This is a genomic window from Mesorhizobium sp. P160927 (genome assembly GCF_057766385.1).
In genome coordinates this window covers 3606653-3632905 of the sequence record NZ_JBYMDW010000001.1, presented here as the reverse complement: position 1 = coordinate 3632905, position 26253 = coordinate 3606653, and the positions used below count along the sequence as shown (strand labels likewise).

25 protein-coding genes, 1 tRNA gene and 1 pseudogene are annotated in these 26253 nt (G+C 62.0%); 9 read left to right on the top strand and 18 right to left on the bottom strand.

What is annotated here, in order from left to right; all coding sequences use genetic code 11:
- Window positions 1–72 precede the first annotated feature (72 nt).
- Window positions 73–1860 carry an aspartate--tRNA ligase gene (aspS, locus tag AC3CB8_RS17570; RefSeq protein WP_023795589.1) on the bottom strand — a complete coding sequence of 596 codons (1788 nt, stop codon included), beginning with the start codon at window positions 1858–1860 and terminating at the stop codon, window positions 73–75.
- Between the two features lie 222 nt (window positions 1861–2082).
- On the opposite strand from aspS, the gene AC3CB8_RS17565 reads away from it, so the two are divergent.
- A complete protein-coding gene (locus tag AC3CB8_RS17565; RefSeq protein ID WP_023773301.1) occupies window positions 2083–2457 on the top strand; it encodes an avidin/streptavidin family protein in 375 nt (124 codons plus the stop codon).
- A 12-nt stretch (window positions 2458–2469) separates the two neighbouring features.
- On the opposite strand, the gene AC3CB8_RS17560 is transcribed toward AC3CB8_RS17565, so the two are convergent.
- Window positions 2470–2622 carry a hypothetical protein gene (locus tag AC3CB8_RS17560; protein ID WP_156939401.1) on the bottom strand — a complete coding sequence of 51 codons (153 nt, stop codon included), beginning with the start codon at window positions 2620–2622 and terminating at the stop codon, window positions 2470–2472.
- Between AC3CB8_RS17560 and AC3CB8_RS17555 the strand changes: the two are divergent.
- Window positions 2621–3864 (top strand): annotated as a pseudogene (locus AC3CB8_RS17555) (MFS transporter). The gene AC3CB8_RS17560 and the pseudogene AC3CB8_RS17555 overlap by 2 nt on opposite strands.
- Before the next feature lie 75 nt (window positions 3865–3939).
- A complete protein-coding gene (gene rnd, locus AC3CB8_RS17550) occupies window positions 3940–5091 on the top strand; it encodes a ribonuclease D (protein ID WP_015318283.1) in 1152 nt (383 codons plus the stop codon).
- 47 nt (window positions 5092–5138) lie between these two features.
- Here the strand turns inward: rnd and AC3CB8_RS17545 are convergent, their stop codons facing one another.
- The 5 genes from AC3CB8_RS17545 to AC3CB8_RS17525 form a co-directional block, all read right to left on the bottom strand.
- Window positions 5139–5558, bottom strand: coding sequence for an MAPEG family protein (locus AC3CB8_RS17545; RefSeq protein ID WP_352563075.1), 420 nt, complete (start codon window positions 5556–5558; stop codon window positions 5139–5141).
- Between the two features lie 25 nt (window positions 5559–5583).
- Complete coding sequence (locus AC3CB8_RS17540; RefSeq protein ID WP_023773303.1) at window positions 5584–6126, bottom strand: hypothetical protein; 543 nt, start codon at window positions 6124–6126, stop codon at window positions 5584–5586.
- Window positions 6127–6157: 31 nt separating this feature from the next.
- A complete protein-coding gene (guaB, locus tag AC3CB8_RS17535) occupies window positions 6158–7660 on the bottom strand; it encodes an IMP dehydrogenase (protein ID WP_352563074.1) in 1503 nt (500 codons plus the stop codon).
- Between the two features lie 135 nt (window positions 7661–7795).
- Window positions 7796–8251 (bottom strand): PIN domain-containing protein, encoded by a 456-nt coding sequence (locus AC3CB8_RS17530; RefSeq protein ID WP_352563073.1) that lies wholly within the window; start codon window positions 8249–8251, stop codon window positions 7796–7798.
- Window positions 8248–8493: a type II toxin-antitoxin system Phd/YefM family antitoxin gene (locus AC3CB8_RS17525; protein WP_352563072.1), complete on the bottom strand. Its 246-nt coding sequence runs from the start codon at window positions 8491–8493 to the stop codon at window positions 8248–8250. The genes AC3CB8_RS17530 and AC3CB8_RS17525 overlap by 4 nt, the downstream gene beginning before the upstream one ends.
- A 240-nt stretch (window positions 8494–8733) precedes the next feature.
- Between AC3CB8_RS17525 and AC3CB8_RS17520 the strand changes: the two genes are divergently transcribed.
- Entirely contained in the window at window positions 8734–10155 is a 1422-nt protein-coding gene (locus tag AC3CB8_RS17520) for an MFS transporter (RefSeq protein WP_352726503.1), read from the top strand.
- A gap of 123 nt (window positions 10156–10278) precedes the next feature.
- Here the strand turns inward: AC3CB8_RS17520 and AC3CB8_RS17515 are convergent, their stop codons facing one another.
- Together AC3CB8_RS17515 and AC3CB8_RS17510 are read right to left on the bottom strand one after the other, a co-directional pair.
- Window positions 10279–11076 (bottom strand): RlmE family RNA methyltransferase, encoded by a 798-nt coding sequence (locus AC3CB8_RS17515; protein WP_352563071.1) that lies wholly within the window; start codon window positions 11074–11076, stop codon window positions 10279–10281.
- A gap of 25 nt (window positions 11077–11101) precedes the next feature.
- A complete protein-coding gene (locus tag AC3CB8_RS17510; protein WP_023773308.1) occupies window positions 11102–12457 on the bottom strand; it encodes a Ppx/GppA phosphatase family protein in 1356 nt (451 codons plus the stop codon).
- Window positions 12458–12808: 351 nt separating this feature from the next.
- Between AC3CB8_RS17510 and AC3CB8_RS17505 the strand changes: the two genes are divergently transcribed.
- Both AC3CB8_RS17505 and AC3CB8_RS17500 read left to right on the top strand, forming a co-directional pair.
- Window positions 12809–13741, top strand: coding sequence for a lysylphosphatidylglycerol synthase domain-containing protein (locus tag AC3CB8_RS17505; RefSeq protein ID WP_023773309.1), 933 nt, complete (start codon window positions 12809–12811; stop codon window positions 13739–13741).
- Window positions 13742–13917: 176 nt separating this feature from the next.
- A tRNA-Gln gene (locus tag AC3CB8_RS17500) sits at window positions 13918–13991 on the top strand.
- Between the two features lie 49 nt (window positions 13992–14040).
- Here the strand turns inward: AC3CB8_RS17500 and AC3CB8_RS17495 are convergent.
- From AC3CB8_RS17495 to AC3CB8_RS17475, 5 genes are all read right to left on the bottom strand, one after another.
- Entirely contained in the window at window positions 14041–14481 is a 441-nt protein-coding gene (locus AC3CB8_RS17495; protein ID WP_352563070.1) for an HK97 family phage prohead protease, read from the bottom strand.
- On the bottom strand, window positions 14474–14806 hold the full coding sequence (locus AC3CB8_RS17490) for a gene transfer agent family protein (RefSeq protein ID WP_352563069.1): 333 nt from the start codon (window positions 14804–14806) through the stop codon (window positions 14474–14476). Before AC3CB8_RS17490 ends, AC3CB8_RS17495 begins: the two co-directional genes overlap by 8 nt.
- A complete protein-coding gene (locus AC3CB8_RS17485) occupies window positions 14803–14970 on the bottom strand; it encodes a hypothetical protein (protein ID WP_352563068.1) in 168 nt (55 codons plus the stop codon). Before AC3CB8_RS17485 ends, AC3CB8_RS17490 begins: the two co-directional genes overlap by 4 nt.
- Window positions 14967–16217, bottom strand: a complete 1251-nt coding sequence (locus tag AC3CB8_RS17480) for a phage portal protein (protein ID WP_352563067.1) — start codon at window positions 16215–16217, stop codon at window positions 14967–14969. Before AC3CB8_RS17480 ends, AC3CB8_RS17485 begins: the two co-directional genes overlap by 4 nt.
- Before the next feature lie 329 nt (window positions 16218–16546).
- Window positions 16547–18289, bottom strand: a complete 1743-nt coding sequence (locus AC3CB8_RS17475) for a DUF6538 domain-containing protein (RefSeq protein WP_352563066.1) — start codon at window positions 18287–18289, stop codon at window positions 16547–16549.
- Between the two features lie 256 nt (window positions 18290–18545).
- Between AC3CB8_RS17475 and AC3CB8_RS17470 the strand changes: the two genes are divergently transcribed.
- Together AC3CB8_RS17470 and AC3CB8_RS17465 are read left to right on the top strand one after the other, a co-directional pair.
- Window positions 18546–19190 (top strand): hypothetical protein, encoded by a 645-nt coding sequence (locus AC3CB8_RS17470; protein ID WP_352563065.1) that lies wholly within the window; start codon window positions 18546–18548, stop codon window positions 19188–19190.
- A gap of 122 nt (window positions 19191–19312) precedes the next feature.
- On the top strand, window positions 19313–20998 hold the full coding sequence (locus AC3CB8_RS17465; RefSeq protein WP_352563064.1) for a tetratricopeptide repeat protein: 1686 nt from the start codon (window positions 19313–19315) through the stop codon (window positions 20996–20998).
- Between the two features lie 30 nt (window positions 20999–21028).
- Here AC3CB8_RS17465 and AC3CB8_RS17460 read toward each other — a convergent pair whose 3' ends face one another.
- A complete protein-coding gene (locus AC3CB8_RS17460; RefSeq protein WP_352563063.1) occupies window positions 21029–21430 on the bottom strand; it encodes a hypothetical protein in 402 nt (133 codons plus the stop codon).
- Window positions 21431–21502: 72 nt separating this feature from the next.
- A complete protein-coding gene (locus AC3CB8_RS17455) occupies window positions 21503–22189 on the bottom strand; it encodes a D-lyxose/D-mannose family sugar isomerase (RefSeq protein ID WP_023773335.1) in 687 nt (228 codons plus the stop codon).
- A gap of 199 nt (window positions 22190–22388) precedes the next feature.
- Here AC3CB8_RS17455 and AC3CB8_RS17450 point away from each other — a divergent pair, with 199 nt between their 5' ends.
- Window positions 22389–23447: a D-TA family PLP-dependent enzyme gene (locus AC3CB8_RS17450; RefSeq protein WP_352563062.1), complete on the top strand. Its 1059-nt coding sequence runs from the start codon at window positions 22389–22391 to the stop codon at window positions 23445–23447.
- A 4-nt stretch (window positions 23448–23451) separates the two neighbouring features.
- Here the strand turns inward: AC3CB8_RS17450 and AC3CB8_RS17445 are convergent, their stop codons facing one another.
- Complete coding sequence (locus AC3CB8_RS17445; protein WP_352563061.1) at window positions 23452–24213, bottom strand: heme ABC transporter permease; 762 nt, start codon at window positions 24211–24213, stop codon at window positions 23452–23454.
- 104 nt (window positions 24214–24317) lie between these two features.
- Window positions 24318–26090, bottom strand: coding sequence for a glucan ABC transporter ATP-binding protein/ permease (locus tag AC3CB8_RS17440; protein ID WP_352563060.1), 1773 nt, complete (start codon window positions 26088–26090; stop codon window positions 24318–24320).
- Window positions 26091–26253 lie beyond the last annotated feature (163 nt).

The following is a 26253-nucleotide window of genomic DNA, read 5'->3' as shown; positions in this document are numbered from 1 at the left end:
GCCGCTCATTGTCCTGCCCGACATTTCTCCCCGTAGAGTGACGGGGAGAAAAGGGCAGTTGCGACGCTGCAATCAGTCCTTCTTGGCCGGCGCGACACGCAGCGCCAGTTCGCGAAGCTGCTGCGGCGAGGCTTCCGACGGCGCGTTCATCAGCAGGTCGTAAGCCTGCTGGTTCATGGGGAACATGGTGATTTCGCGCAGGTTCTTGGCGCCGACCAGCAGCATGACGACGCGGTCGACGCCGGCGGCCATGCCGCCATGCGGCGGCGCGCCATACTGGAAGGCACGGTAGAGGCCGCCAAAGCGTTCCTCGACCGTGGAACGGTCGAGCCCAACCGTCTCGAACGCCTTGACCATGGTTTCGGGCAAATGGTTGCGGATACCGCCACTGGCGATCTCGAAACCGTTGCACACCATGTCGTACTGGAAGGCCTTGATGCCGAGCAGATCCTCGCCGTTCAGCGCATCGATGCCACCCTGCGGCATCGAGAACGGGTTGTGGGCGAAGTCGATCTTCTTCTCCTCCTCGTTCCATTCGAAGAACGGGAAGTCGACGATCCAGCACAGTTCGAAGCGTTCGCGGTCGACGAGGTTCAGTTCCTCGCCGGCACGGGTGCGCGCCGCGCCGGCGAACGAAACGAACTTCTTGGGATCACCGGCGACGAAAAAAGCGGCGTCGCCGTCGGCAAGGCCGAGCTGCAGGCGGATCGCCTCGGTGCGCTCCTCGCCGATGTTCTTGGCGAGCGGGCCGGCGCCTTCGAGCTTGTCGCCTTCCTTGCGCCAGAAGATGTAGCCCAGCCCCGGCTGGCCCTCGCCTTGCGCCCAGCTATTCATGCGGTCGCAAAAGGCGCGGCTGCCGCCGGTCTTTGCCGGAATGCCCCAGACCTCGGCCTTCGGATCGTTGGCCAGGATGTTGGCGAACACCTTGAAGCCGGAATCGCGAAAATGGTCGGAGACGGCCTGCATCTCGATCGGATTGCGCAAGTCCGGCTTGTCGGAGCCGTATTTGCGCATGGCGACATCATAGGGGATACGCTGGAATTTCTGCGTCACCGGCTTGCCGTTGGCGAAGGTCTCGAAGACGCCGCGCATCACCGGTTCCATGGTCGACAGCACGTCGTCCTGCTCGACGAAACTCATTTCGAGGTCGAGCTGGTAGAACTCGCCGGGCAGGCGGTCGGCGCGCGGGTCCTCGTCACGGAAGCAGGGCGCGATCTGGAAATAGCGGTCGAAGCCAGACACCATGATCAGCTGCTTGTATTGCTGCGGCGCCTGCGGCAGCGCGTAGAAGGTGCCGGGATGGATGCGCGACGGCACCAGGAAGTCGCGCGCGCCTTCCGGCGACGAGGCGGTCAGGATCGGCGTCGAGAATTCGGTGAAGCCGACCTCGCCCATGCGCTTGCGCATCTCGGCGATGATTTTCGTGCGCGCCACGATGTTCTTGTGCAGTGTCTCGCGGCGCAGATCCAGGAAGCGGTATTTCAGCCTGATGTCCTCGGGATAATCGGGCTCGCCGAACACCGGCAGCGGCAATTCCTTGGCCGCCGACAACACTTCGATCTCACGAGCGAAGATTTCGATCTCACCGGTCGGCAGGTTGGCGTTGACCGTCTCGGGCAAGCGCGCCTTGACCTCGCCATCGACGCGGATCACCCACTCGCCGCGCAAGGTCTCGGCGACCTTGAAGGCAGGCGAATCGGGATCGGCAACGATCTGGGTCAGGCCGTAATGGTCGCGAAGGTCGATGAACAGTAGGCCGCCATGGTCGCGTACGCGATGCACCCAACCCGACAGGCGAACGGAGTTGCCAACGTCGCTCTTTCGCAACTGGGCACAGGTATGGCTGCGGTAACGGTGCATGGTCATGGATATAAGTCCGGGGTGCTGGATGGTAGGCCGAAGCATTGCGGCCCGGCCTCAAAATTTGCGCGAAAAGCGCATGGGAGGCATGGTTTGTCAAGGCAAAGGGACGGAGGGGCTATCTCTCAGCTTGGAACCTCCGCTTCAATTTATGGCCGGTCATATGGCGGAACGGTGAACCGCCTGTCGCGTTAGCGCATGATGGACTGAGAGGAGGCAAACATGTTTTCCTGGAAGGGCACTTGGCGCAATCAATACGGTTCGGTTGTAATTATCGACGACGATAGTGAGGGTTTGATCCGCGGTGTCTTCAAGACAGCGTTGCCCGACAGCAGCTTTTCCGGAATGGAAGTGCCTCTTCACGGGGCCGCTCATGGAGATGTGATCGGCTTTACTTCCGCAGCGTCAGGAAAGACAGGGCCGGCGGCTGTGAGCTATACCGGCATTTTTCGAGACGGCAAGATCGAGATGTTGTGGCACACGGTGGCTGGACTGGCTCTTTCAGCCGAGGCCGAGGGTGAGCCCGCAAAGCTGACCACGGTTGGAACATGGCGCGCCTTCGGGACCAGCCTAGACACTTTTGAGCGCGTCGATTGATACGCTGATCGATTAACCGGCGCTGCCGGTCGCCATCGACGTCTGTTTCATCCGCCGAGCTGATTCGACCCGAGGCATCGCTGCCTTTTCATTGGCAAATGCCGCTGGCATCGACGGAGACGATGGTCCAAAAAGGATCAACGATGAGCGGCTGTATTTCTTCATGTCCTCCATCCGTCCCCTGATCCCGCTTCTTCTCGCCGCAGGCATCCTCCTCGGCGGCAATGGGCTGCAGAGCACGCTGATCGCACTGCGTGGCGCGCAGGAAGGGTTTTCGGCTTCCGACATCGGCCTGATGGGCACCTTCTATTTCGCCGGGTTCCTGCTCGGCTGCCTGGCCATCACCCGCATCATGAAGGCGGTCGGCCATATCAGGGCGTTTTCGGCGCTGGCGGCGATCGCCTCCGTCGGCACCTTGCTGCTCGTGCTGGTTCTCGATCCGGTGATGTCGTGCGCGGTGCGCTTTGCCGGCGGCTTCTGTTTCGCCGGATTGTTCACCATCGTCGAAAGCTGGCTGAATTCCGGCGTCACCAACCACGACCGCGCCCGCGTGCTGGCGATCTACCGGATGGTCGATACCGGATCGGTGACATCAGCCCAGTTCCTGATTCCCGTCTTCGGCGCCGGTGGCTTCACCATCTTCGCCATCATGTCGATCATGATCACTCTGTCGTTGGTGCCGGTTTCGCTCGGCGACCGCTCCAACCCGACGCCGCCGGAAGAGGTCAAGCTCGATCTGGCCCGCGTCTGGCGGATTTCGCCGCTGGGCTGCTTTGGCTGCATCGCCGTGGGCGTCACCAACAGTGCCTTTCGCACCTTGTCGCCGGTCTATGCGGAGCAGATCGGCATGTCGGTCGGCGACGTCGTCACCTTCGTCAGCGTCGGCATTTTCGGCGGAGCCATCATCCAGTATCCGCTTGGTTACCTTTCCGACCGCTGGGATCGGCGCCGGGTGCTGTTGATGACGACCTGCTGCGCGATGCTTTCGGCACTGGCGCTGGTGTTCATCGCCGGCAGCAACCCGCTGCTCAACTTCATCATCATCTTTATCTTCGGTTGTTTCGCCATGCCGCTGTATTCGCTGTCGGCGGCACATTCCAACGACCGCGCGGATGCCGGCGAGTTCGTGCTAATCAACGCCGCCCTGATGCTGTTCTATTCCTTCGGCGCTATTGGGGGCCTTTCGCGGCGTCGACCGCGATGCAGTATTTCGGGCCAAGCGCGCTGTTCGTCTTCAGCGCCGTGGTCTACGCGATCTTCATTGCCGTCATCCTCTACCGCATGCAGGCACGCTCAGGAGTACCGGCAGGCAAGCGCAGCCGCTTCACGGCGCTGTTGCGCACGTCGACCATTTTCGCGCGGCTGGCGAGGAGAAATAGTGATCAAGACAGTCCGGAAGGGCCGTGACGGGGGCACCACAGCTTGACGAAAGCCTTCCCGGCTGAAATCTAGGAAGACCCTACTCCTGCCAAAAGCGATTTGATGCACGTCATCACCACCCAGAAAGAACTCGAGACCGTTCTCGCCGCTTTCGAAAAGTCGGATTTCGTCACCGTCGACACCGAATTCATCCGCGAAACGACCTTCTGGCCAATCCTGTGCCTGATCCAGATGGCCGCGCCCGGCGTGACCGCGTTGATCGATCCGCTGTCGCCTGATATCGACTTGGCTCCCTTCTTCAGGCTGATGGCCAACGAGGCGGTGGTCAAAGTCTTCCATGCGGCGCGACAGGACATCGAAATCATCGTCCATCTCGGCGACCTCGTTCCGCACCCGGTGTTCGATACCCAGGTGGCGGCGATGGTCTGCGGCTTCGGCGACAGCGTTTCCTACGATCAGCTGGTACAGCGCATCACCGGAGCGCGGCTCGACAAGTCGTCGCGCTTCACTGACTGGCGCCATCGGCCGCTGTCCGACAAGCAGCTTGATTACGCGCTGGCCGACGTCACCCATCTGATCGAGGTCTATCAGCACCTCAACGCCGAGCTGGCGCGGGAAAACCGCGCCCACTGGCTGAATGAGGAGATGGATGTCCTGACCTCGCGCGAGACCTACGATCCGCACCCCGAGGATGCCTGGAAGCGGCTGAAGATGCGGCTTCGCAAGCCCCAGGAGCTGGCGATCGTGCAGGCCGTGGCGGCATGGCGCGAACGCGAGGCGCGCGAGCGCGACGTGCCGCGCGGCCGTGTGCTCAAGGACGACGCAATCTACGAGATCGCACAACAAGGTCCGCGCGATGCGCCAGCCCTTGCCAAGTTGCGCACCACGCCAAAAGGCTGGGAACGCTCCTCGACGGCGACGGCATTGCTCGGCGCGGTCAACACCGCGCTCGCCCTGCCCAAGGAGCAGATGCCGAAACTGCCGAAAAACTTCCAGCCGCCCGAGGGCTCGAATGCGGCCGCGGAACTGTTGAAGGTGCTGCTCAGGATCGTCGCCGAAAAACAGGGCGTCGCCTCGAAGGTGCTGGCCTCCAGCGATGACATCGATCGCATCGCGGCCGAGGGCGAGGATGCCGATGTGCCTGCGCTGCAAGGATGGCGGCGCGCCGTGTTCGGCGAACACGCGCTGAAGCTGGTACGCGGCGAGATCGGCATCAAGTTCGACAATCGCAAGATCGCGGTGTTCGATCTATAGGCGCCGGCCTTTCCTCTTCCCTTTTGGAGAAGGTGATTAGGCGCTGCTCATACGACCGCGAGCAAGTGCAGGGCCAGCCAGATCCAACCGAGCGCCAGCACCACCGCGCCCAGCACGAAGGAGCGGTTGCGCACCAGCAGCTTGTTGCTGGTCAGGTGAAACCAGGCGTGAAAATAGCGCGACGCGACAAAAATCCACATCAGTGCGAGGGTGATGTAATTGACGCCGTTGGTCATGTGCAGTGTCAGGCACAGTACGTAGAAAAGCACCGGCAGTTCGAATTGATTGATCAGATTGTTCGCCACGGTGACGGTAGAGGCCGGCTCGGTCGAGCGAACCTTGTACTGGCCGACCTTGGCTTCACCCGACTTGACAGCAAAATAGCGGCGCCGGCCCATGACGATATAGACGATGTAGATCAGCAGCACGTGAGCCAGCACAGGCCAGAAGATCGTGGTCTGGTTCATGAAGTCGCCCCTGCCCTGCTCCGCTTCAATTCCGACGTCTTTGGCCTGCCAGCCAGAAAGCGGCAATGACGATGACCGGGACGGCGAGAAGCGCGAATTTGGTGACGATCAGCGCCGAAGCAAAGGACAGCGAGTCCGGATTGGCGTAGAGGAAATCGGACAGAAGGCGCGCCACGGCGATGTTCTGTGCGTAGTCGGCGAGCATATAGGGCAGCACCAGGACCAGCGCGAAGATCGCCTGCATCTGCGCCGGCAGCACGCGGAAATTCTTCAGGCGCCGGCCAGTTGCCAGGATCAGGCTGACCAGCGTCAGCGACAACAGTGCCGGAAACAGAAGATCGAAGGTCAGGTAGTGCCAGACCAGGATGATCTCGCTGCCGCGCCGGCCAAGCGCCGTCAGCCAGGCCATGCCTTCGTCGGGCGTAAATCCGAAATAACGCATGTCGAGCGAAGCCAGGCCCCCGCTCAGTCGACGGAAATAGAAGAACTCCATCCCCGTCATGGCGACAAAAACCGCCGCCGAGAGGAAGCAGAGCGCCCCGACATGGCGCGACAGGCGCAGCACCATGGCGGTCAAGTTCCCCCAAAGCCCGGAAGAATCAGGCTCCGCCGGGATAGTTGGGGCTTTCGCGGGTAATCGTGACGTCATGGGCGTGGCTTTCACGAAGTCCGGCGTTGGATATGCGCACAAAGGTGGCGCGGTCGCGGAAATCGGCAAGGTCGCGGCCACCAACATAACCCATAGCGGCTTTCAGCCCGCCCGCAAGCTGGTGCAGCACGCCAGACACAGGTCCTTTATAGGGAACCTGCCCTTCAATGCCTTCCGGCACCAGTTTCAGCGTGTCGCGCACCTCGGCCTGGAAGTAGCGATCGGCGGAGCCCCGCGCCATGGCGCCGACCGAGCCCATGCCGCGATAGGCCTTGAAGGAGCGGCCCTGGTGCAAATAGACCTCGCCCGGGCTTTCGTCGGTTCCGGCAAGCAGCGAGCCGATCATGGCGGCGCTGGCGCCGGCGGCGAGTGCCTTGGCGAGATCGCCGGAATATTTGATGCCGCCGTCGGCGATCACCGAGGCGCCTGATTTGTGTGCTGTCTCGACCGCCGACATGATGGCCGAAAGCTGGGGAACGCCGACCCCGGCCACAATGCGGGTGGTGCAGATGGAGCCCGGGCCAATGCCGACCTTGACGGCGTCGGCGCCGGCGTCGATCAGCGCCCGCGTGCCTTCCGTGGTGGCGACGTTGCCGGCCAGGATGCGCACGGAATTGGAAAGCTTCTTCGCCCGCGTCACCGCGTCCAGCACGCGCTGCGAGTGGCCATGCGCTGTGTCGATCACCAAAAGGTCGACGCCGGCCTCGATAAGACGCTCGGCGCGCTCGAAGCCGTCATCACCGACGCTGGTGGCGGCCGCGGCGCGCAGGCGCCCCTGCGCATCCTTGGTGGCGTGCGGGTTGAGCTGCGATTTCTCGATGTCCTTGACGGTGATCAGCCCGACGCAATTGCCCGTTTTGTCGACCACCACCAGCTTCTCGATGCGGTGCTGGTGCAGAAGCCGCTTGGCCTCGTCCTGGTCGACGTTCTCCTTGACCGTAATCAAGTTCTCACGGGTCATCAATTCGTAGACCTTTTGCGCCGGATCGGAAGCGAAGCGCACATCGCGGTTGGTCAGGATGCCGACCAGCCGGCCGGTCTTGTGGCCCCCGGCGCCGCCATTCTCGACCACCGGAATGCCCGAGATCGAATAGGTGCGCATCAGCGACAATGCGTCGGCTAGCGTGGCGTCGGGCCCGATCGTGACCGGGTTGACCACCATGCCTGATTCGAATTTCTTGACCTGCCGCACCTGCTCGGCCTGTTCGGCGGGCGAGAAATTGCGATGGATGACGCCGATGCCGCCGGCCTGCGCCATGGCGATGGCAAGCCTTGCCTCGGTGACCGTGTCCATCGCCGCCGACAGGATCGGCACGTTGAGGTCGATGTCGCCGGCGATGCGGGTGCGGATATCGGTCTGGCCGGGCATCACCTCGGAATGACCGGGCTGCAAAAGCACGTCGTCAAAGGTCAGCGCCAGTGCGCCGGTGGACGTTTCGATGATTTTTGCCATGGCCAGCCCTTTGAATGCGAAAAAGCGCTGGACCGGAATGGACAGCGCCGACTCGTTATTCCCTTTCAGGATTGGCGGTGGCTGGTAACACGTCGCGGGGCGGATGAAAAGCCGATCGTTGCGGCGTTCCGCGTTCTAGTCGCCAGACTTCCCCGCCAGAGCATCAAGCAATGGGTGACGCGGCGCTGCGAAGGGACTGACGACAGTGACCGCGCCCCATGTGAAGCCGTCTTGCAGATCTTCCGAGACCAGCAGCCGACAGCCAGCTTGCGAGGCCGTGGAGAGAACGACCGAGTCCCAAATGCTGAGTCGATGGTCGGTAGCCAGATCAGCGGCCATCATCATCACATCTTGCGTTGTCGCGGCAACGGAAAATGCGTCGCTCCAGCTCAGAAGGGCATCCCGTGCCTCCAGGGGCGGTCTTCCTGCTTTGCGGACCAAAACGTTGAAGAGTTCACCAAGAACCTGAACAGGAATAACCGCGTCACCTTGCCGGAGATCGCGCAGCAATTCGAGAACGATGTCGCGCTTCTCCGCACCGTTTACCCCTTCCGCGTAAGCAAGGATGTTCGTGTCGAGCGCGATCTTCAATGCTCGTCCTCATAAAGCTCATCGCGCGTCCACTGCCCGGCATCCACAACAGGCTGGCGCTCAAGGCGCGACAACAACGCCGCGCGCGATTGGGCAGCCACCCCCTCCTGATGATCTGCGGGCACGATCCGGGCGACCGGACGCCCGTGACTGGTCACCACGTAGCTTTGTCCTTCGCGGACGCCGCGCAGTAGGAGAGAAAACCTGCGATTGGCATCGGCCGCCGAAACACCTTTTTCCATGGCGTGTCCCTATAGTAGTTATATTCACTACAATAATGATGTGTGTCGCTCCATGCAAGGTGTCCCTTGCCTGGCAGGGATCTCTGCCAGCATGGGACATGCCAAAGCGAAAGGCCGCATCCTTGCGGTCGCACAAATGTGACAGCAATTTAACACGACATCACCCTCTGGCCGTGATAACCGCCCTGCGTGCCGGCTTCCCCCAGCCGACGACACAGAGAATAAGTCCGGACGCGTCTTGTGAACCGCACCATTCCGCTCATATTGGCGGTCGCTCTCTTCATGGAAAACATGGATTCGACCGTGATCGCGACATCGCTGCCGGCGATCGCCATCGACATCCACACCAGCCCGATCGCGCTCAAACTGGCGCTGACGGCCTATCTGGTGTCGCTGGCGATCTTCATTCCAATCAGCGGCTGGATGGCCGACCGCTTCGGCGCCAAGACCATCTTTCGTGCCGCGATTGCAGTGTTCATTGCCGGTTCGGTGGCGTGCGCGCTCTCCGGTTCGCTGCCCGCCTTCGTGGTTGCGCGTTTCCTGCAAGGCATTGGCGGCGCCATGATGACCCCGGTCGGGCGCCTGGTTCTGGTACGCGCCACGCCCAAGAGCGAACTGGTCGCCGCCATGTCGTGGCTGACCGTTCCCGCACTGGTCGGCCCGCTGGTGGGTCCGCCGATTGGCGGCTTCATCACCACCTTCTTCACCTGGCACTGGATCTTCCTGATCAACGTCCCGATCGGCCTGATCGGCATTTGGCTTGCCACCCGCTTCCTGCCGGAAACCGAGGCAACCGAGACGCCGCCGCTCGATTTCGTCGGCTTCGTGCTGAGCGGGCTGGCCGCTTCCGGCGTCGTCTTTGGCCTGTCGGTGGTTAGCCTGCCTTATCTGCCGCCGGCGACCGGCTTCATTACGATCGCCGTGGGACTGCTGTCGGGCGCGCTCTACCTCGTGCATGCGCGCCGCGCCAAAAATCCGCTGCTGGCGCTCGAACTGTTCCGCAACCAGGTGTTCCGCTCGTCGGTGCTTGGCGGCTCGCTGTTTCGCATCGGCATCGGCGCCGTGCCGTTCCTTTTGCCGCTGATGTTCCAGATCGGTTTCGGGCTGACACCGTTCCAGTCCGGCATCATCACCTTCGTCTCGGCGATCGGCGCCATCGGCATGAAATTCGTCACCGCGCTGATCTTCCGCGTTGTCGGCTTTCGCCGCGTGCTGATCGTCGGCTCGCTGGTCGCTGCCGCGTCGATCGCCATCTACGGCCTCTTCACCCCCGAAACACCTTACGCGCTGATGCTGGCCATATTGCTGGTCGGCGGCTTCATCCGCTCGATGTTCTTCACCGGCGTCAACGCGCTCTCCTATGCCGAGGTGTCAGCCGAGGATACCAGCAAGGCAACGCCGATCACGGCGGTGTTCCAGCAGCTCTCGATCGCGCTCGGCGTGGCGCTCGCCGGCGGCATTCTCGAAGTCTCGACCTCGATCCATGGCGGCCCGCTGACGCTGGGCGACTTCCACACCGCCTTCTTCATCGTGGCAGCGGTGTCAGCGGCGGCGTCGCTGTCGTTCATGCGGATGGCGCCCGACGCCGGCAACGCCGTATCTGGCCATGGCCGGCTGACGACGCCGAAGACGCTGGAACCGGTCAGATCGCCGGGAGAGTGAAGCAAAGTCGCCGCAGAGCGATCAGCCGTCGGTGTCCCCCGGCCCTTCGCTATGGCTCCGGGCGCTCGAGTCCTTCGGAACGTCCACTGGACGTTCCGATCCGCCTGGCGGAGGGCTGGCCTTTCAGCCGTCGGCGTCCCCCGGCCCTTCGCTATGGCTCCGGGCGCTCCAGTCCTTCGGAACGTCCACTGGACGTTCCGATCCGCCTGGCGGCGGACCGGACTCTCGCCCCTTAAAATCCTTGGCCAATAGATAGAGCTCCACCGATTCATCGCGTGAGGCCGGCGGCTTGACGTGATGGACGGAGCGGAAATTCTTCTTGAGCATCGAGAGCAACTCATTTTCGGCGCCGCCCTGGAAGGTTTTGGCGAGGAAATGGCCGCCCGGCTTGAGGACCGAGAGCGCGAAATCGGCCGCCACCTCGCAGAGATGCATGGTGCGGATATGGTCGGTTCGCTTGTGGCCGGTGGTCGGCGCCGCCATGTCGGACAACACGACATCCGGGTCCCCGCCCAGCGCCTCGGCCAGCTTTCGCGGCGCGTCGGCGTCCAGGAAATCCATCAGCAGCACCGGCGCACCGGGCACGGCGTCCATTTCGAGATAGTCGATGCCGATGACATGCGGGTTTTCGGCCGTCGATTTCGTGCGCGCGGCCGCGACCTGGCACCAGCCGCCGGGGGCGGCACCCAGATCGATTACCTTCATGCCGGGCTTCAAGAGGTGGTGCTTGTCGTCGATCTCGATCAGCTTGTAGGCCGCGCGCGAGCGATAGCCGTCGGCCTTGGAGCGCTGGACATAGGGATCGTTGATGTGGCGCTGCAGCCAGCGGCGCGACGATTCCTTCAGGCCGCTTTTCTTCTTGATCCGCGTCTTCAGCACGCGAATGCTGGCGGACCCTGGCTTTTCCGGTTTCTTCGTCATTACCTGATTTCTTGTTTGAGCATGATCATGATGCCCTAGCACGCCCGTCATTGCGCCAGACGCCGTCATCGGCCATCAGCTCACTCAATATTCCTTCGCGCAAGCCCCGGTCCGCGACGCGCAGCCGTTCCGACGGCCAGACGGCGCGGATTGCTTCGAGGATGGCACAACCGGCCAACACGAGATCGGCGCGGTCGGCGCCGATGCAGGGGTTGGCGCAACGCTGCTGGAAGTCCCAGCCGACCAGTTTCTCCACCATACGGTCGACGCTGTCGCGGTCCATCCACAGGCCGTCGACGCGCCGGCGGTCGTAGCGTTCGAGGTCGAGATGGACGCCGGCCAGCGTCGTCACCGTACCCGAAGTGCCCAGCAGATGGAAATTCGGGCTGGCCTTGAGATGGCTCAACCGATCCCGGCCATCGAAAGCGGCCAGCCTGCCGGCAACGTCGTCGACCATGGCGGTGAATATCTCGCGCGTCACGGTGCGGCCGCCAAAGCGTTCCGCCAACGAGACGACGCCGACCGGCAGCGAGGTCCACGAGACGATGTGATTGGCCAGCCGCGGCGAACGGCGGCCGGTGAGATCGATCAGCGCGATCTCGGAAGACCCGCCACCAATGTCGAACAGGACGACGCCCTGCGTGTTGCGCTCGACCAGCGAACCGCAGCCGGAGACCGCAAGGCGGGCTTCGGTCTGGCGGTCGATGATCTCGAGCTTCAGGCCGGCTTCGCGTTCGACGCGATCGAGGAACTCCACGCCGTTTTCGGCTGTTCGGCAGGCTTCGGTGGCGATCAGCCTTGCCTTCCTGATCTTGCGGCCGCGCAATTTATCGCCGCAGACCTTCAGCGCCTCGACCGCGCGGTCCATCGCCGGCTGGCCGAGCCGGCCATTGGCGGTGAGCCCCTCGCCCAGCCTGACGATGCGCGAGAAGGCATCGATGACGCGGAACTGGCCATGACGCGTGGGAACGGCGACCAGCAGCCGGCAATTGTTGGTGCCGAGGTCCAGCGCGGCGAAGATGGGAAGCTCGTGCACCGGCGGCCGGCTGTTGCCTTGCTCGGGCATTGCAACGGCGGGCGAGATTGTGGCGGCGGCAACAGGCTTCAAATCCACCGCCGCGACAGCGGCCTTGCCTTGTACCGGCGATAGATTGGCCCCTGGGCGCGCCTCGTCGCGCGCAAAAACCTTGCGTCCACGCCTTCGCTTGCGTCGTTTCTTGGGCTTGCCCTTCTGGGTCGCGTCGCCAGCCTGCCCATTGACGGAGCGAGGCTCCGTTGCGCGGCGTTGCTGCCAACCGGCTGTCCCCGGGCCTGATGGCCCAAGGGAAGCGCTGGACGCGCCCACCTCCGGCGCGCCTGCGCCGGTGTCGCGGTCTTCCACTGTCGTTCCTTCCGGCGCCGCGCGAACCGGTGACGGACGCAGCAGGCGCTTTGGCATGTTTCAAGTTGCCGCCAGACTAACAGTGCCGTGCTCGATCACCAAGAGCCGCATGCTGAATTTTGCCGCCGGGTGCGCGGGCCTGTTTTTGCACTGGCGTAATGTACCGGCAAGGCTGGGCTGGTAGCGCAACACCGTGGCGGCGCGCGGCAAACAAGGATGGCGTCAGGCGCGACAAGTGTTCGCGGTTGAATAGCCGGCTTCAATGAGGCATTTCTGAAATGAACGGGGAAACCGGGGAGGACGGCCTCTCGACGGAAAGGAAGCGGATACGCAACGCATGGCGGTCGGGCAATGAACTGGAAACGCTATTTCTGGCCGGTCGTCGGCATCGGCGCGGTGATCTTCTCGCTGCTGCTGCTCTGGCATGAATTGCGCGGCATCTCGCTCGACGACGTTTGGGACGGGATGGCGGCTATTCCAACTCGTGGCTGGATCCTGGCAGGCTTGAGCTCGCTCGTCGCCTATGCCGCGCTCGCCGGCTACGATCACATCGCGCTGCTGCATATTGGCAAAAAAGTGTCGTGGCTGTTCGTGACGCTCTGCTCCTTCACCACCTACGCGCTGTCGCACAATATCGGCGGCTCGGTGTTCTCCGGCGCCGTCATTCGCTACCGTGCCTACGGCACAAGGGGGCTGACCGGCCAGGAAGTCGGCGTGCTGGTGGCGATCTGCTGGATAACCTTCGTGCTGTCGACGTTACTCGCCTCCGGCCTTGTGCTGGTGTTCGAGCCGCAGATCATTGATCGCTTTTCCGGCATCGCCCATCACGGCCTGTCGGAGGCGGCAGGCATTGCGATGCTGGTCCTCATCGCAGCCTATGTATTCGGCAGTTGGCTGCACCTGCGCCCGCTGAGGATCGCCGGCTTTCAGTTGCACTATCCCGCGCTGCCGATCGTCGCCAGGCAGTTGCTGATCGGCCCGATCGAACTGCTCGCGGCCGCGGCGATCATCTTTTTCACCCTGCCCGAGGTGCATAATCCCGGCTATTTCGTCGTGCTGGGCGTCTTCTTGGTCTCCTTCTCAGTCGCCCAGATCTCGCACGCGCCAGGCGGACTCGGCGTGTTTGAGGTGGTGTTCCTTGCCGGGCTTTCCGACATGGACCCGGTCGGCGTGGTGGCGGCGCTGCTGGTGTTCCGGCTGTTTTATCTCATCGTCCCGCTGTTTATGGGCCTGGGCATCGTGCTGTTTTTCGAACGCTCGCAGTTCAGCCGCAAGGAGAGCTGAGGCTCGGAGGTTCGCACGCCGCCGGAAAAGCTGGCGTTCGGAACCGGTGATAAAACCTGGCAATTGAACCGCAAAGCAGACTTGACTATTTTCCACTGGCGGCTACAAGGCAGCGCTCAAGCGGCTCAGCCGTTCGGCCCGCGCGATTTTCGCTTTTGTGGCGATAGCACGCCTGCTGGGGAATAGGTTAACGGTAGACCCACGGACTCTGACTCCGTTAGTCCTGGTTCGAATCCAGGTTCCCCAGCCACTCACAATAATTCCAATAGAAACAACAACTTAGGCCATATTAGAAAACTCTAAGTGTTACATCGGTGCGGATGCTCCACATGGACTGCCACGAAGGTCCCGCCGTCGGGGGGGCCGGTTAGGGCGAGCACGCCAGCAGGAATCGCTTTGCAAGGCCAGATAGGGAATACGCCGGTTGGGTTGTCGATCGACAGGCCGTTGACACGGCCGGTTTTGATGCTGGTGTGAACCTCGCGAGCGCGGGGAACGCCGTCCAGAAAGAGCCGGCCTTTGACTTCAAAGCCCGCGTCGGTTTCCGCGCACGACTCCCAATTGCCTATGACGCGGTTCGGGTCGTGCTCGAACAAGATCGGCAGGGCCGCCGATGCTGCGAACGCGCCCTTGTGGATGATGTCGCCGACGCTATCGGGCGTGCCGAACGGCCACGCAAGACCAGTGATCTCGCCGGCATCGGACACGTTGAAGGCGGCCTTAATTTCGAGCTTATCCATTGGCGGCGTCGTCCTGGCTGGTCTTCGCCGGCTCGCCTGACCAGACGGCCTGCAAGACAGCTATGACGATGGGGAATGACTCATTGAGCGGGCGCTTGGCCGCGTAGGTGTCGGCGAGTGCCGCCGCTTCCTGTGGCGAGGTGCCGCCGCCGATAAGGGATAGGCGTAGGATCTGGACAAGCTCAGCCAGGCGGAAGTGACCTTCAGGTATACGGGTGCATAGGGAGCCGATGCCGGCGCCCGTCTTGCGCTCAAGCTCTTGGATGAGTTCGGGCGTGAGGGTGAACGCGCGGTCGCCGTCGCCGAAGAAAGCGGTGTGCGTCATGCGCCGCTTTCCGAAATCGACACAAAGTCAGCCGCGTCATCAAAGAATTCATCCATGACTTCGGCTATGGCCTTCCGAAGAGCTGGCTTGAACTTCTCTTCAGCGGCGTGGTCGAAGGCCGCGACTTCGGCTTTCACGGTGATGGTGGTGATGTCGTCGGTCATGCGGCTACCTCGCCCGGCTTGCGATTGTCGTTCTGGCCGGCCGGCTTACCGGGCGTGATGTTCGGGTTTTCGAGAGTGTTGCCGCCTTCGATCGGCGCGCGGTTCAGACCGGCCCGGACTTCGTTGGCGGTCAGCACGCCCATGGCGCGATACTGTTGATAGGTCGTGGCGCGCGTGGCGGCGTTCGCCGTGATGATGTCGTCAATGACGAACTCGACATAGTAACCGCTGGCGCGCTCTTCAGGCGTGAGCAGCACGCGGGCGTAAGCCCACTCCCACGCGTCCAGCCAGGGCCGCAGCGTGAGCGTGAGAAACGATTGGAACATTTCTTCCGCGTTGGACCACGTGGCGCGGGAAAGCTCGAAAAGCAGATGGGGCGGAACGCGGAACAGCCGGGCGATCTCGACAATCTGTTCTGTCCGCATCTCTGCGAATTGGGCGTCAACGCTTGTGAGTGCGACCTGCCTGTGCTGCCATCCGCCGTCGAGAAACAGCGGGTCGCCATTGTTTCCAGCGCCGAATGTCTGCCGCCAGGCGTTGCGCATATTCGAGATAGTTTTCGCGCCGCCGTCGCCGTTGCCGCCGGCCGGGTTTTCATTCCAGATGACGGAAGACGGGCGAGCGCCATTGCCGAACAGCTTGGCCGCATGAGCCTCTAGCGTGAGGGCGAGGCCGATCGCTTCGCGACCGGCTTTGATCGGTGCCAGGCCCAGCGGTGCGGAAATGTGCAGAATCTCGCGATGGCCGTAGCGCCGAACTTGCGTGCCGACGCGCTGCTCATAGAACGGCTCGCCGGTCGTCTCGTCCTGCTTGATGGTGACGGAACGCGGGTCGAGACGGATAAACTCAACGACACGTTCGCTGACGCGATTGGCGAACGCAAACCCGTGGTCGTGTAGGAGTGCGTCGGCGGTGAGTTGGCCGCGAAGAGCGCCGGCTGAAGTCCAGTCGTTCGCCTCATCATGCACCAGGCGATAGGCCGGATGGGTGTCGGCGGTCTGCTTCCCGGGTGGCGAGGATTGGAAGACCTTTGCGGTCAGCGAGCCAATCGTGCCGGTGATCAGCACGATTGCAGAGAAGACGGCAGGAACGCGCAGCGCTGTCGCGGCGTTGACAGCAGGCCCGGCAACCGTATTCGGCGCGCCGAAGATAGATTCCATGCCTACTGAATCAGAAAGCGGAACCGACTTCTTTTCGATTCCGCTTCCGAAGATACCTTTCAGAAACTCAACTGGACGTGAACGCACAAGAACTCCGAAAACCCATTTCAAAATTATTGTCTCATGCTTGCAAATAGGAAAAAAGTCCTTTATTTACACCTTGTAGTAATTAATTTCTTGACTATTGTCCGCTTCTATGCTTCTACAGTGATATGGTTGGGATGGCACGGATATTTCTCATCGGGGTTCTGGTCTGGGCACTCATCTATTGGTCGAGGATGTCGCCTCCAGTTTTTCGTTTCGCCTTGTCATCGGGCATTCTGAAAGCCAGAGGTCGTGTCTATTTGAGGGATATGCACCCCGTTCGCTTTTGGAGCGGGGTGTGTTTCCACGTCTTCGTTTTTGGTTTGCTTGCGCTAGCCCTTTGGGCTCAGGTATTCGGTGGCCGCAACTAAACTCAAATGTGATAAGTCCAGTTTTGGGTAGGCAATCGAGTTCACCAGATCGACGCGCTGCTGAATCATTCCCTGCGGCATGATCCCATAGCGGCCCGTCATGGTGCCGGCGGTGTGGCCCAACATGAACCCGAACTGCTCGTCCAGATGCCCTGCCCGTCGTAAAGCGTCGGCGGCACCATGCCGGAAACTGTAGAGCGACAGGCCGCGACCTGTCTTCATGCCCAGCCGTGTGAGGTAGCGTCCGAACTCGCGCGAGAACTCGGCGACCATCTGGCCGCGTGAGTTGCGCTTGGCTTCAGGGAACAGGCGCGTATGGCCCGCCGCTTCCATGCCGTTGCGATACTTGATGAAGCCCAGGCGGGTGAGTTCATCATGCACAGGCACGACGCGCATTGAACCTTCGGTCTTCACGCTCTTGTCGCCATCGCCGTCCGTGGTGATGTGCATAATCCAATATCCGTGTTCCTTGCGAACGTCGGCGACGGCAAGCTGTGCGATCTCTGCCGGCCGTGCGCCCGAGTAGAGCATGATCAGCGGTAGCCAGTAACGATGATCGCGGATCTTGACATTGCCGGGCTTAGCGACGTTGCGCCATTCGTCAGCGTTCTGGCATCCTGTAAACAGGGGCGACTTGAACAGGGTGTTTAGCTGGTCGGACGTGAAGACCAAAGGCTTGTTGCCCCTCGTCTTCTTCAAGAACATGCCATCGGCCGGGTTGTGGACGAGATAGCCGTGGTTCACCAGCCAGCTACAGAAGGCGCTGAAACCAGCGATGTAGCGGTTGACGGTGCGGACGGTGATCACCGGCTTGCCGACCGTCTCATTGTGCTTGACGATCTGCGTGAGCTTCATGCCCGCGAAGACGCTGCTCTCGGTGGCCTTCACCGGATACTTCATCAAAAGCGCCTTCCACTCGCGAACGGCCTTCTTATCAATCCTATGAACCGGGCAAGTGCTGCCGACATAGTCGACAAAGCTGCGAACGTCGCGTCGAGCCTGGGCGATGGTGTCGGTGGCGATACCTTTGGGGTTCTCGGCGGCGTATTGCTCGAACAGTTCCATGATCCCCTCGCCCTGTGCCGCCTGCTCGCGCGACGTTCCGGTGGCAGGCTTCACGATCGGGTCTTTCGGTGCGCCGCTGTAGTCGCCATGGTCGCGCTCGACGGTGCGCTGTAGGGCTTCGATCTCGGCGCGCATCATCTTCCGGGCGAGGTCGCCACGATCTGGCGCCAGCGGATCGATCAAGAGCTTGTTGCGCTCGATGTAGTCCTCGAGCTCGTCCTCGATGAGCGCCGTCTCGCCGATGACCAGATGCTTGCGCATGGCGTCGAGCTTGATGCGCCGGGCGTTGGCCTCCAACTTGCGGCGGGCGTCTGGGGAAGGCTGGTCGAACTCGCTGCCGTGGTCGTCATCGACGTGCAACCGAGCCTGCTCATCGCGGTCGAGCGCGCCGGTATAGTGTTGCCAAATCGCGTCGGCCTTATCGTCGGGTGTGAGAACCCGACGCGAGCGCAGATCGTCGAACTTCCGATTCCATGCCTCGACAATCGGCCACAGCAGGCGCTTGGCTTCGTTCTCATCCTTGGTGCCGAGCGCCTTCACAAGCTCACGCTTGCCAAGAACATCTATAAGGTCGAGAGGAACGCGAGCGCGGGCATAATAGGATGCCCCGCGTCGTAAAAGGTAGCTTAAACGTGCCATAACTGCCCCACTTGGAAGGTCCGTGTGTTACAGACGTGTGTTACAACTATGGGTGAAAAAGGTCAATGACAACAGCAATTTAAATGATTCCAAGGCGTTGTAAATAATTGGATTACTGTCCAGGTTCCCCAGCCAAGCATTTTTCAATGAAAGTGGTCACTTAGCGAAAATCGGAACCGGAACGCTTTTCTGGTGCATAAATCCGGCACATCGCTGTCGCTACGCTTCGCGAACGAATCCTGCGTAAGGCCGCCTGATGGTCACTGACAGCCAGTACATCCTCTCCAGCATCAAGCAGGGATGCGTGATGCTTGCCGATGGCGAGTTCTTTATCGACAGATTGGTGAAGTATGTCGGCAATGGGAGGATCCGCTGGCATGTCGAATTCCGTGGACATCGCATCGAGCTGACGACCGGCCAGCTCAAGAAGCAGCCTACCTTCCGACGGAAGATTCTTGAACAGGCCGGCGTGCTGCCGCCCCAGCGTCCCGGGGCCGACTACAGACGATGGGCTATCGATTTGAGGAAGAACGCCATCGAGCTTCCCTGGCGGGAGAGACCGGTCGATGCCGGTTTCGCCGTAGACAGGCTTGTCGGCCATGGAGGCGACCGCTGGACGGTTGAATACCAGGGCAAGGCAATCAAGTTCACGACGACCAAACTGCGCAGGCAAACCAGCTTCCGCAAGAGGATGCTGCTCAAGGCCAAAGTGCTGCCGCCCCAGATGAATCCGGCTGCCTATCGGAAGTGGGTGGACTGGCTGATTCAAAACGCCACCGAGGCCGCACCACAGGCCGGCGATGCCGTGATGACCGAGAAAAGTTGGCTTGAGGACCTGCCGGAGTTAGGCGGCTGGCAAGGCGAAGTGGCACCCGAAGAGACCGACCAGGACGGCGCATAGCCGCTCTTCACATCCATCCCAAAACCATGGTGTTTGCCATGGCTACGAATTTCGGAACACATTGACGGCGAAGAATCTGGCCAGGGCTTGGCTCGCGGCGAACCCGACTTGAATGAGGCCCCATGGATCGCTTCAATCTCGGCGGCTACCGCCGCCCGATCTCCACCCGCTCTACCGAGACCCAGCGCTGGTTCGATCTCGGTCTGAACTGGTGCTACGGCTTCAACCATGAGGAAGGCATCAAGTGCTTTGAGAAGGCGCTGGAGACCGATCCGGACTGCCCGATGGTTCATTGGGGCATAGCCTATGCAGCCGGGCCTTTCTACAATCTGACATGGAAGGAGCATGGCGAGGCCGAGGCAAACAGCGCGACGAAGCGTTGCTTCGAGCATGTCCAGCTCGCGCACGCCAGTGCGGCCGCAGCTAGCGAGATGGAAAGACAATTGATCGAGGCGTTGGCTTGCCGCTTCCGGAAACCGCACCGGGTGGCGCCGCCGGAGTTCGAGCAATGGGACAACGCCTATGCCGACGCGATGCGGCGGGTCCATCAGAATTTTCCCGACGATCATGATGTGATGGCGCTTCTCGTCGAGGCGCTGATGATGCGCACGGTACGGCGCCTGTGGGACCTCAAGACAGGTAAACCGGCGCCGAATTCCGACGTCGTCGAGGCGCTGGAGGTTTGCGAGCGGTCAATCCGGCTCGCAGACGAATCCGGCATCGCCCAGCATCCGGCGATCGTCCACCTGCACATCCATCTGCTGGAAATGTCGACCCAGCCGGAGCGCGGCATGCTCTCGGCCGATCAGCTCGGCGAGATGTGCCCCGATGCCGGGCACATGAACCACATGCCGGGGCATATCTATGTGCTGTGCGGCGACTATGAGAAGGCGAAGCTCGCCAGCGAAAAGGCGGTTCGGGCCAACGACCTCTATCTCGCCTACGCCGATGAGCCGACCTATTATCTGCTCGGCTGCTGCCACGACCTGCACCTGATGATGTTCACCTGCATGTTGTCGGGCCAGTACCAGCCGGCGCTGTGGGCCGCAGACAAGGTGCGCAGCCGGGTGACGCGTGACGTGGTCGCCATCCAGGATCGGCCCAAACTCACCCAGACCGTGGAAGGCTATCATGCGATGAGATCGCACGTGCTGGTGCGCTTCGGTCGCTGGCGGGAAATCATCAAGGAGCCGGCAACCGAAGAGCCCGGCCTCTATGTGCTGACGGCGGCCATGCAGCACTACGCCAAGGGCGTGGCGCATGCGACGCTGAGGCAATTCACCGACGCCGAGCGCGAGCGTGAACGTTTCCACCAGCATCTCGAAGCCATTCCAGCCGAGCGGCGTTTTCTTAGCAACCCGGCCCGCGCCTCGCTCGCCGTCGGTGCCGCCTTGCTCGACGGCGAGCTTGCCTATCATCAAGGCCGGCACGAGCAGGCCTACGGCCATCTCAGGCACGCGGTCGAGCTGGATGACAATCTGTCCTACACCGAGCCGTGGGCGTGGATGCACCCGCCGCGTCATGCGCTGGCGGCGCTGCTTCTCGACCAGGGCCACGCGCAAGAGGCCGAACAGGTCTATCGCGACGATCTCGGCCTGAGCGGCAATGTGCAGCGCTGCGCCCAGCACCCGGACAATGTCTGGGCGCTGCACGGGCTGGTGGAATGTTTGAGGCGGCGCGGCGAGAGCCAAGAGCTGCCTGCACTGCAGGCAAAACTCGCCACGGCGCTGGCCAAGGCCGATGTGCCGATCAGCTCATCGTGCCTGTGCCGGACGGGCGTGCAATCGGCACTCAAATGTTGTCATTGATGCCCGTCGCGCCCTTCTCGCGCAGTTCAATCATGGAATGCTGAAGGGTACCGATTCAGCAACACTTCCATCAATGGCCAAATCAACCCGATAGGTGCCCTCCGGCCATCCCGCCGTGGGTTTGCTGAGTTGTGAATCAGCCTGATTGTTGGCTCCTACGTCGAGGTCGACCTTGTCGATGGTATAGTTCTCCGGCGCGGCGCCGTGGGAATCAACCGAGACCCAGGAGAATGTGATTTTCGAGGTCGGCGCGATATCCACGAAGTCAGCCGAGACGTAGATCACCGGTGTCTCGACAGGGAAGTTGCTTTGCGGCATTCCCCCGTCCTTGGTCGCGGAAATGACGATATTGGTGAAGCCCGCCGCCTGAGCCGGCATACCGAAACCGAGCGCCGCCAAGGCGGCAATGGTTAGAACTAGAGCTGACTTCAAGACTTATTTCTCCTCGGACTTGGTTGCTGGCCCCGCAAGTCGGGGGCGATGTGGGGTTGAGAACGGACGCCCTCAGCCCAGCCATTTGTCATAGTCGGCCACCAATAGATGCAGCGGCGATGTGTCTTCCTCGATATCGGCGAAACGGCCGATCGGCTCGCGAAAGACGTTGTCCGTGCGATCGTCATTGACGGTCGACACCTCGCCGATCAGGACATCCTTGCCCTCGGCCCAGAAGGCGTGCCAAACGCCAGGCAAGAGCGTGACGCTTTGGCCCGGATCAAGCTTCAGCAGTCCGCCCGCCGGCAGCCTGTGGATGGTTCCGTCGACCGGCACCGATACCTCGGCCTTGGGGTCGATGCCGCCGTCGCGATCATGCATGAACAGTTCAAGCACCAGCTTGCCGCCGCCGCGGTTGATGATGTCCTCGGCCTTGATGTTGTGGCGGTGCATCGGCGACATCTGTTCCTTGCGCGAAATCATGATCTTTTCGGCATAGAGCATGCCCATGCCCTTCTTCATGTCCTCGTAGCGGCCGTTGCGAACGGTGAACAGAAACAGGCCGAGATCGTCGAACTTGCCCTGGCCGTAGTCGGTGATGTCCCAGCCGAGCCGTGAGGTGAAGATGGCCGAGGAATCGACCTGGCGTGTCTTCATCTCTTCCGGCGACCAGTAGGCGAAAGGCGGCATGATATAGCCGAACGAGCGGATGAAGGCGTCGGCTTCGCGGATGATGTCGTTGATGGCGGAGCGTTTCAAGATGATGACCCTCGTGTCGATTTTTCCGACAATCGCATAGCCGAACGCCGGTGCGGTGTCGATCCATCTTGCCGGTTCGAGCCCTGCCTGTCCGAGCCTCGCGCATGCTATCCATGGCCAACAGATCGCGGCCCGCTGGCCGCGTGACATCGCGTGCTTTGAGGCTCATAACCCCTTGCGAATTGCACAGGGATAGCCGATGCCGACCATCCATGACCTCGATACGCCTTCGATCCTTGTCGACGTCGCACGCGCCGAAGCCAACATTGCTCGTGCACAGGCTCATGCCGACAAGAACGGACTGAAGCTCAGGCCGCACATCAAGACGCACAAGCTACCTTATTGGGCGAAGAAGCAAATGGCGGCAGGTGCCGTGGGCATCACGTGCCAGAAGATCGGCGAGGCCGAGGTAATGGCCGACGCCGGGCTGACCGATATCTTTCTCCCCTACAACATTCTGGGGCGCGCCAAGCTCGAGCGGCTGAAGGCGCTGCACGGCCGCGTGACCCTGTCGGTGACGGCCGACAGCATGGATACGCTGGAAGGGCTCGCGGCAGCTTTCACCGATGCCGGCCATCCTCTGCCCGTGTTGGTCGAATGCGACACCGGCATGGGTCGCTGCGGCGTGCAGACAGCCAATGAAGCAGTGGCGCTGGCAAGGCTGATCGACAAGGCAGGTGGCCTCACCTTCGGCGGACTGATGACCTATCCGGCCGCCGGCCGCGCGAGTGAAGCTGAAGCCTGGCTTGCCGACGCCAAGCAGGCGCTGGCAGCCTCGGGACTTGCCTGCGAGCGCATCTCCAGCGGCGGCACGCCTGATATGTGGCGCTCCGCCGATGCATGCGTCATCACGGAGTATCGCCCGGGAACCTACATCTATCTCGACCGCTACCAGGTCGCCAAAGGCGTCGGCACCTTGGACGATTGCGCGCTGACGGTGCTCGCAACCGTGGTCAGCCATCCGACAGCGACGCGCGCCATTCTCGATAGCGGCAGCAAGGCCCTGTCCAGCGATACGCTTGGGCTAAAGGATTTTGGAGAGTTGATGGGCGTCCCCGGAGCGCTGGTGACGGGCCTGAGCGAGGAGCACGGCACGGTCACGCTTTCCGGCGACGGCAGGCTCCGCATTGGCGAACGCGTGCGCGTGGTGCCGGACCACTGCTGCGTCGTCACCAACCTGTTCAACGAGGTCAATCTGATAGACGGTGAGAAGGTTCTCGAAACGCTGCCGGTAGCGGCACGCGGGCTGATGACATGAGGTTTTAGACCGGACTCTCCGCCTGCCGTGCCGCCACCCGCCGCATGGCTATCACCCGGCGGCGGCGGATTTCGGTGCGCATTGCCATCAGGTGCAGCGCGAAGAACAGCACGGTAAACCCGACAGCCATCACCAGCAGAGGCCAGAGCAGGCTCGGGTCGATGGTCGGGCCGCCGAGCCTGAACACCGAGGCAGGCTGGTGCAGCGTGTTCCACCAGTCGACCGAGAATTTGATAATCGGGATATTGATGAAGCCGACCAGCGTGATGATGGCGGCGGCCCAGGCGGCGCGGCTGGCATCATCCAGCGCGCGGGTCAGCGCGATGATGCCGAGATACATCAGGAACAGCACGAAGACAGAAGTCAGGCGGGCGTCCCACACCCACCAGGTGCCCCACATCGGCTTGCCCCAGATCGAACCGGTGATCAGCGCCAACGCGGTGAACACCGCTCCAATGGGTGCGGCCGACTTGAGCGCGACATCGGCCAGCGGATGGCGCCAGACCAGCGTACCAAGCGCGGAGACCGCCATCAGCGTGTAGCACATCATGGCGAGCCAGGCGAAAGGCACGTGGATGTACATGATGCGAACGGTGATACCCTGCTGGAAGTCCTCGGGCGCGGTGAAGCTCATATAGAGGCCAATCGCGAGGATGAGCGCGGCGAGCGCGGCCAGCCACGGCACAAGCTTATCGGCAAGCCCGACGAACCGCGTCGGATTGGCGAGATCGGTCAAGCCGCTCAAGCGTGAGGTGGTGTCACTCATGCGACTTTACATAGACCGCCGAAGCGTTTGGGGCAATCGAGCGGCGGTGTCGCAGGTTTGGTCTTGCCTTCTCCCGTTCGGGGGAAGGCGGAACCGTTAACGGCTCAGGCGGCCTCGCCCTGCACCGACCGGCTGAGGCGCCGGACTTCCTCGTCGTTGAGCAGGCCGCCGGCGCGCAGCAGGCTGGCGAAGCGGCCGTTGCGCAGCGACAGTTCGGCAAAGCCACCCATCTCGACCACCCTGCCCTTGTCCATGAACACGACCAGGTCGGCATCGCGAACGGTGGTCAGGCGGTGGGCGATGATGAAGGTGGTGCGGTCGCGGCGCAATTCGTCGATCGCCTCCTTGACGCGGTCCTCGGTCTCGACGTCGAGCGCGCTGGTCGCCTCGTCGAGCACCAGGATCGGGGCATCCTTCAGCACGGCACGGGCAATGGCGATGCGCTGGCGCTCGCCGCCTGAAAGCTGGCCGCCACGTTCGCCGACCACCGTGTCGTAGCCATTGCTCTTGGCCAGGATGAAATCCTGCGCCGCGGCCGCGGTGGCGGCGGCATGGATCTCGTCGTTGGTCGCATCGGCACGACCGACCCGGATGTTGTCCTCGATCGAGCGGTTCAAAAGCCCAGCGTCCTGGAATACGGTGGCGATCGAATGGCGCAGCGACTTGCGGGTCACCGTGCGCGTATCGATGCCGTCGATCAGGATCCGGCCGCTGGACGGCGAGAAGACGCGCTGCAGCAAGTTGATGAGCGTGGTCTTGCCCGCACCCGTCGGTCCGACGATCGCGACGGTCTGGCCGGCCTGCACCTCGAAGGACACATCGCTGACGCCCTGCCCCGAATTGGCGAACTCGAAGTTGACATCCTCGAAACGGACATGGCCGGTGACGTTGGCAAGGTCGCGCAAGCCGTCCGGCTCGGCGGTATCGGCGGCCGAGTCCTGGAGCTTGTAGAAATCCTCGAGCTTGGCGCGAGCTTCCGAAATCTGGTTCGCGAACGCCGACATCTGGTCGAGCCGTGAGATCAGCAGCGTGGCGAAGCCGGTGAAGGCGATGACGTCACCGATGCGCAGCTGGCCATGAGTGACCAGATAAGCGCCGATCAGAAGCACCACCATCATCGAGATCGTCGACGACAGCCGATTGAGCGCATTGGCGATAGCCCACCAGTCGAGCACCGGGTTCTGCGCGTCGAGCAGGTTCTTGACGTAGCCGCGCAGCGCCTCGGCCTCATAACCAAGACGGTTGTAGCTTTGCAGCACGGCGACGTTGCTCACCGAGTCGGTCACATGCGCGAACACCTTGTGATAGTGGCGCTCGACCGCGGCCTGGCCTTCCTTGGTGCGCTTCATCACAAGGCGGCCGATGCCGACATAGAGCACGCCGAGCACGAGCAGAACCATCGACATGCGCACATCCATGCTGAGGGCCGTCGGAACCAGCAGAACGAGCGCGACAGCCGTGGACAAATGCTGACGCATGAATTCGAGCCAAAGGCTGAACAGCGTCTCGACGGCGCGCAGCAGCGTGTGGAGGGCATTCGAGGTGCCGCGTTGATGATGCCAGGCGAGCGGCATGGTGATGACGCGCTCGAACGACTGGCAGAGCACTTCGCTGCGCCGGGCGTGCGCGAACCGGTCGGCGCCGCGCGCCACCAGTACGAAAGCCATCACATTGAAGGCGCCGAGGCCGGCCCACACGGCGAGCGTGGAGAAAACGGAACCATGCGCGGAAATAGCGTCGATGACCCGGCCGAACATGATCGGCTCGAGGATCGCGATGGCTGCAAGAGCGACGTTGGCCGAACAGATCAGCGCGACGCGCTTCTTGTCGGCAGCCAGATACCCCAGCGCTCTCCAATAGATCTGCAGAAGTGACACTTCAGCTACTCCGCCAACGTTCTATTGTGCCCAATACCGATATTGTGCACCGCACCATTCCTTGACACGTAACGGTTGATGCGTCGCAAAACAATGCCCGTCTATCTCTTCCGTTCCCATTTAGCGAACAAAAGATGACGACGATACGAAATCTGGCGTGATC

Bases quoted from the DNA above. Each gene is read 5' to 3' on its own strand.
- AC3CB8_RS17445 (WP_352563061.1), bottom strand. From the start codon at position 24,213: ATGAGTGACACCACCTCACGCTTGAGCGGCTTGACCGATCTCGCCAAT.
- AC3CB8_RS17540 (WP_023773303.1), bottom strand. From the start codon at position 6,126: ATGGTGCTGCGCCTGTCGCGCCATGTCGGGGCGCTCTGCTTCCTCTCG.
- aspS (WP_023795589.1), bottom strand. From the start codon at position 1,860: ATGCACCGTTACCGCAGCCATACCTGTGCCCAGTTGCGAAAGAGCGAC.
- AC3CB8_RS17525 (WP_352563072.1), bottom strand. From the start codon at position 8,493: ATGGAAAAAGGTGTTTCGGCGGCCGATGCCAATCGCAGGTTTTCTCTC.
- AC3CB8_RS17560 (WP_156939401.1), bottom strand. From the start codon at position 2,622: ATGAAGAAATACAGCCGCTCATCGTTGATCCTTTTTGGACCATCGTCT.
- AC3CB8_RS17470 (WP_352563065.1), top strand. From the start codon at position 18,546: ATGGTCACTGACAGCCAGTACATCCTCTCCAGCATCAAGCAGGGATGC.
- AC3CB8_RS17490 (WP_352563069.1), bottom strand. From the start codon at position 14,806: ATGACGCACACCGCTTTCTTCGGCGACGGCGACCGCGCGTTCACCCTC.
- AC3CB8_RS17485 (WP_352563068.1), bottom strand. From the start codon at position 14,970: ATGACCGACGACATCACCACCATCACCGTGAAAGCCGAAGTCGCGGCC.
- AC3CB8_RS17450 (WP_352563062.1), top strand. From the start codon at position 22,389: ATGCCGACCATCCATGACCTCGATACGCCTTCGATCCTTGTCGACGTC.
- AC3CB8_RS17495 (WP_352563070.1), bottom strand. From the start codon at position 14,481: ATGGATAAGCTCGAAATTAAGGCCGCCTTCAACGTGTCCGATGCCGGC.
- AC3CB8_RS17465 (WP_352563064.1), top strand. From the start codon at position 19,313: ATGGATCGCTTCAATCTCGGCGGCTACCGCCGCCCGATCTCCACCCGC.
- guaB (WP_352563074.1), bottom strand. From the start codon at position 7,660: ATGGCAAAAATCATCGAAACGTCCACCGGCGCACTGGCGCTGACCTTT.
- rnd (WP_015318283.1), top strand. From the start codon at position 3,940: ATGCACGTCATCACCACCCAGAAAGAACTCGAGACCGTTCTCGCCGCT.
- AC3CB8_RS17515 (WP_352563071.1), bottom strand. From the start codon at position 11,076: ATGACGAAGAAACCGGAAAAGCCAGGGTCCGCCAGCATTCGCGTGCTG.
- AC3CB8_RS17545 (WP_352563075.1), bottom strand. From the start codon at position 5,558: ATGAACCAGACCACGATCTTCTGGCCTGTGCTGGCTCACGTGCTGCTG.
- AC3CB8_RS17505 (WP_023773309.1), top strand. From the start codon at position 12,809: ATGAACTGGAAACGCTATTTCTGGCCGGTCGTCGGCATCGGCGCGGTG.
- AC3CB8_RS17475 (WP_352563066.1), bottom strand. From the start codon at position 18,289: ATGGCACGTTTAAGCTACCTTTTACGACGCGGGGCATCCTATTATGCC.
- AC3CB8_RS17565 (WP_023773301.1), top strand. From the start codon at position 2,083: ATGTTTTCCTGGAAGGGCACTTGGCGCAATCAATACGGTTCGGTTGTA.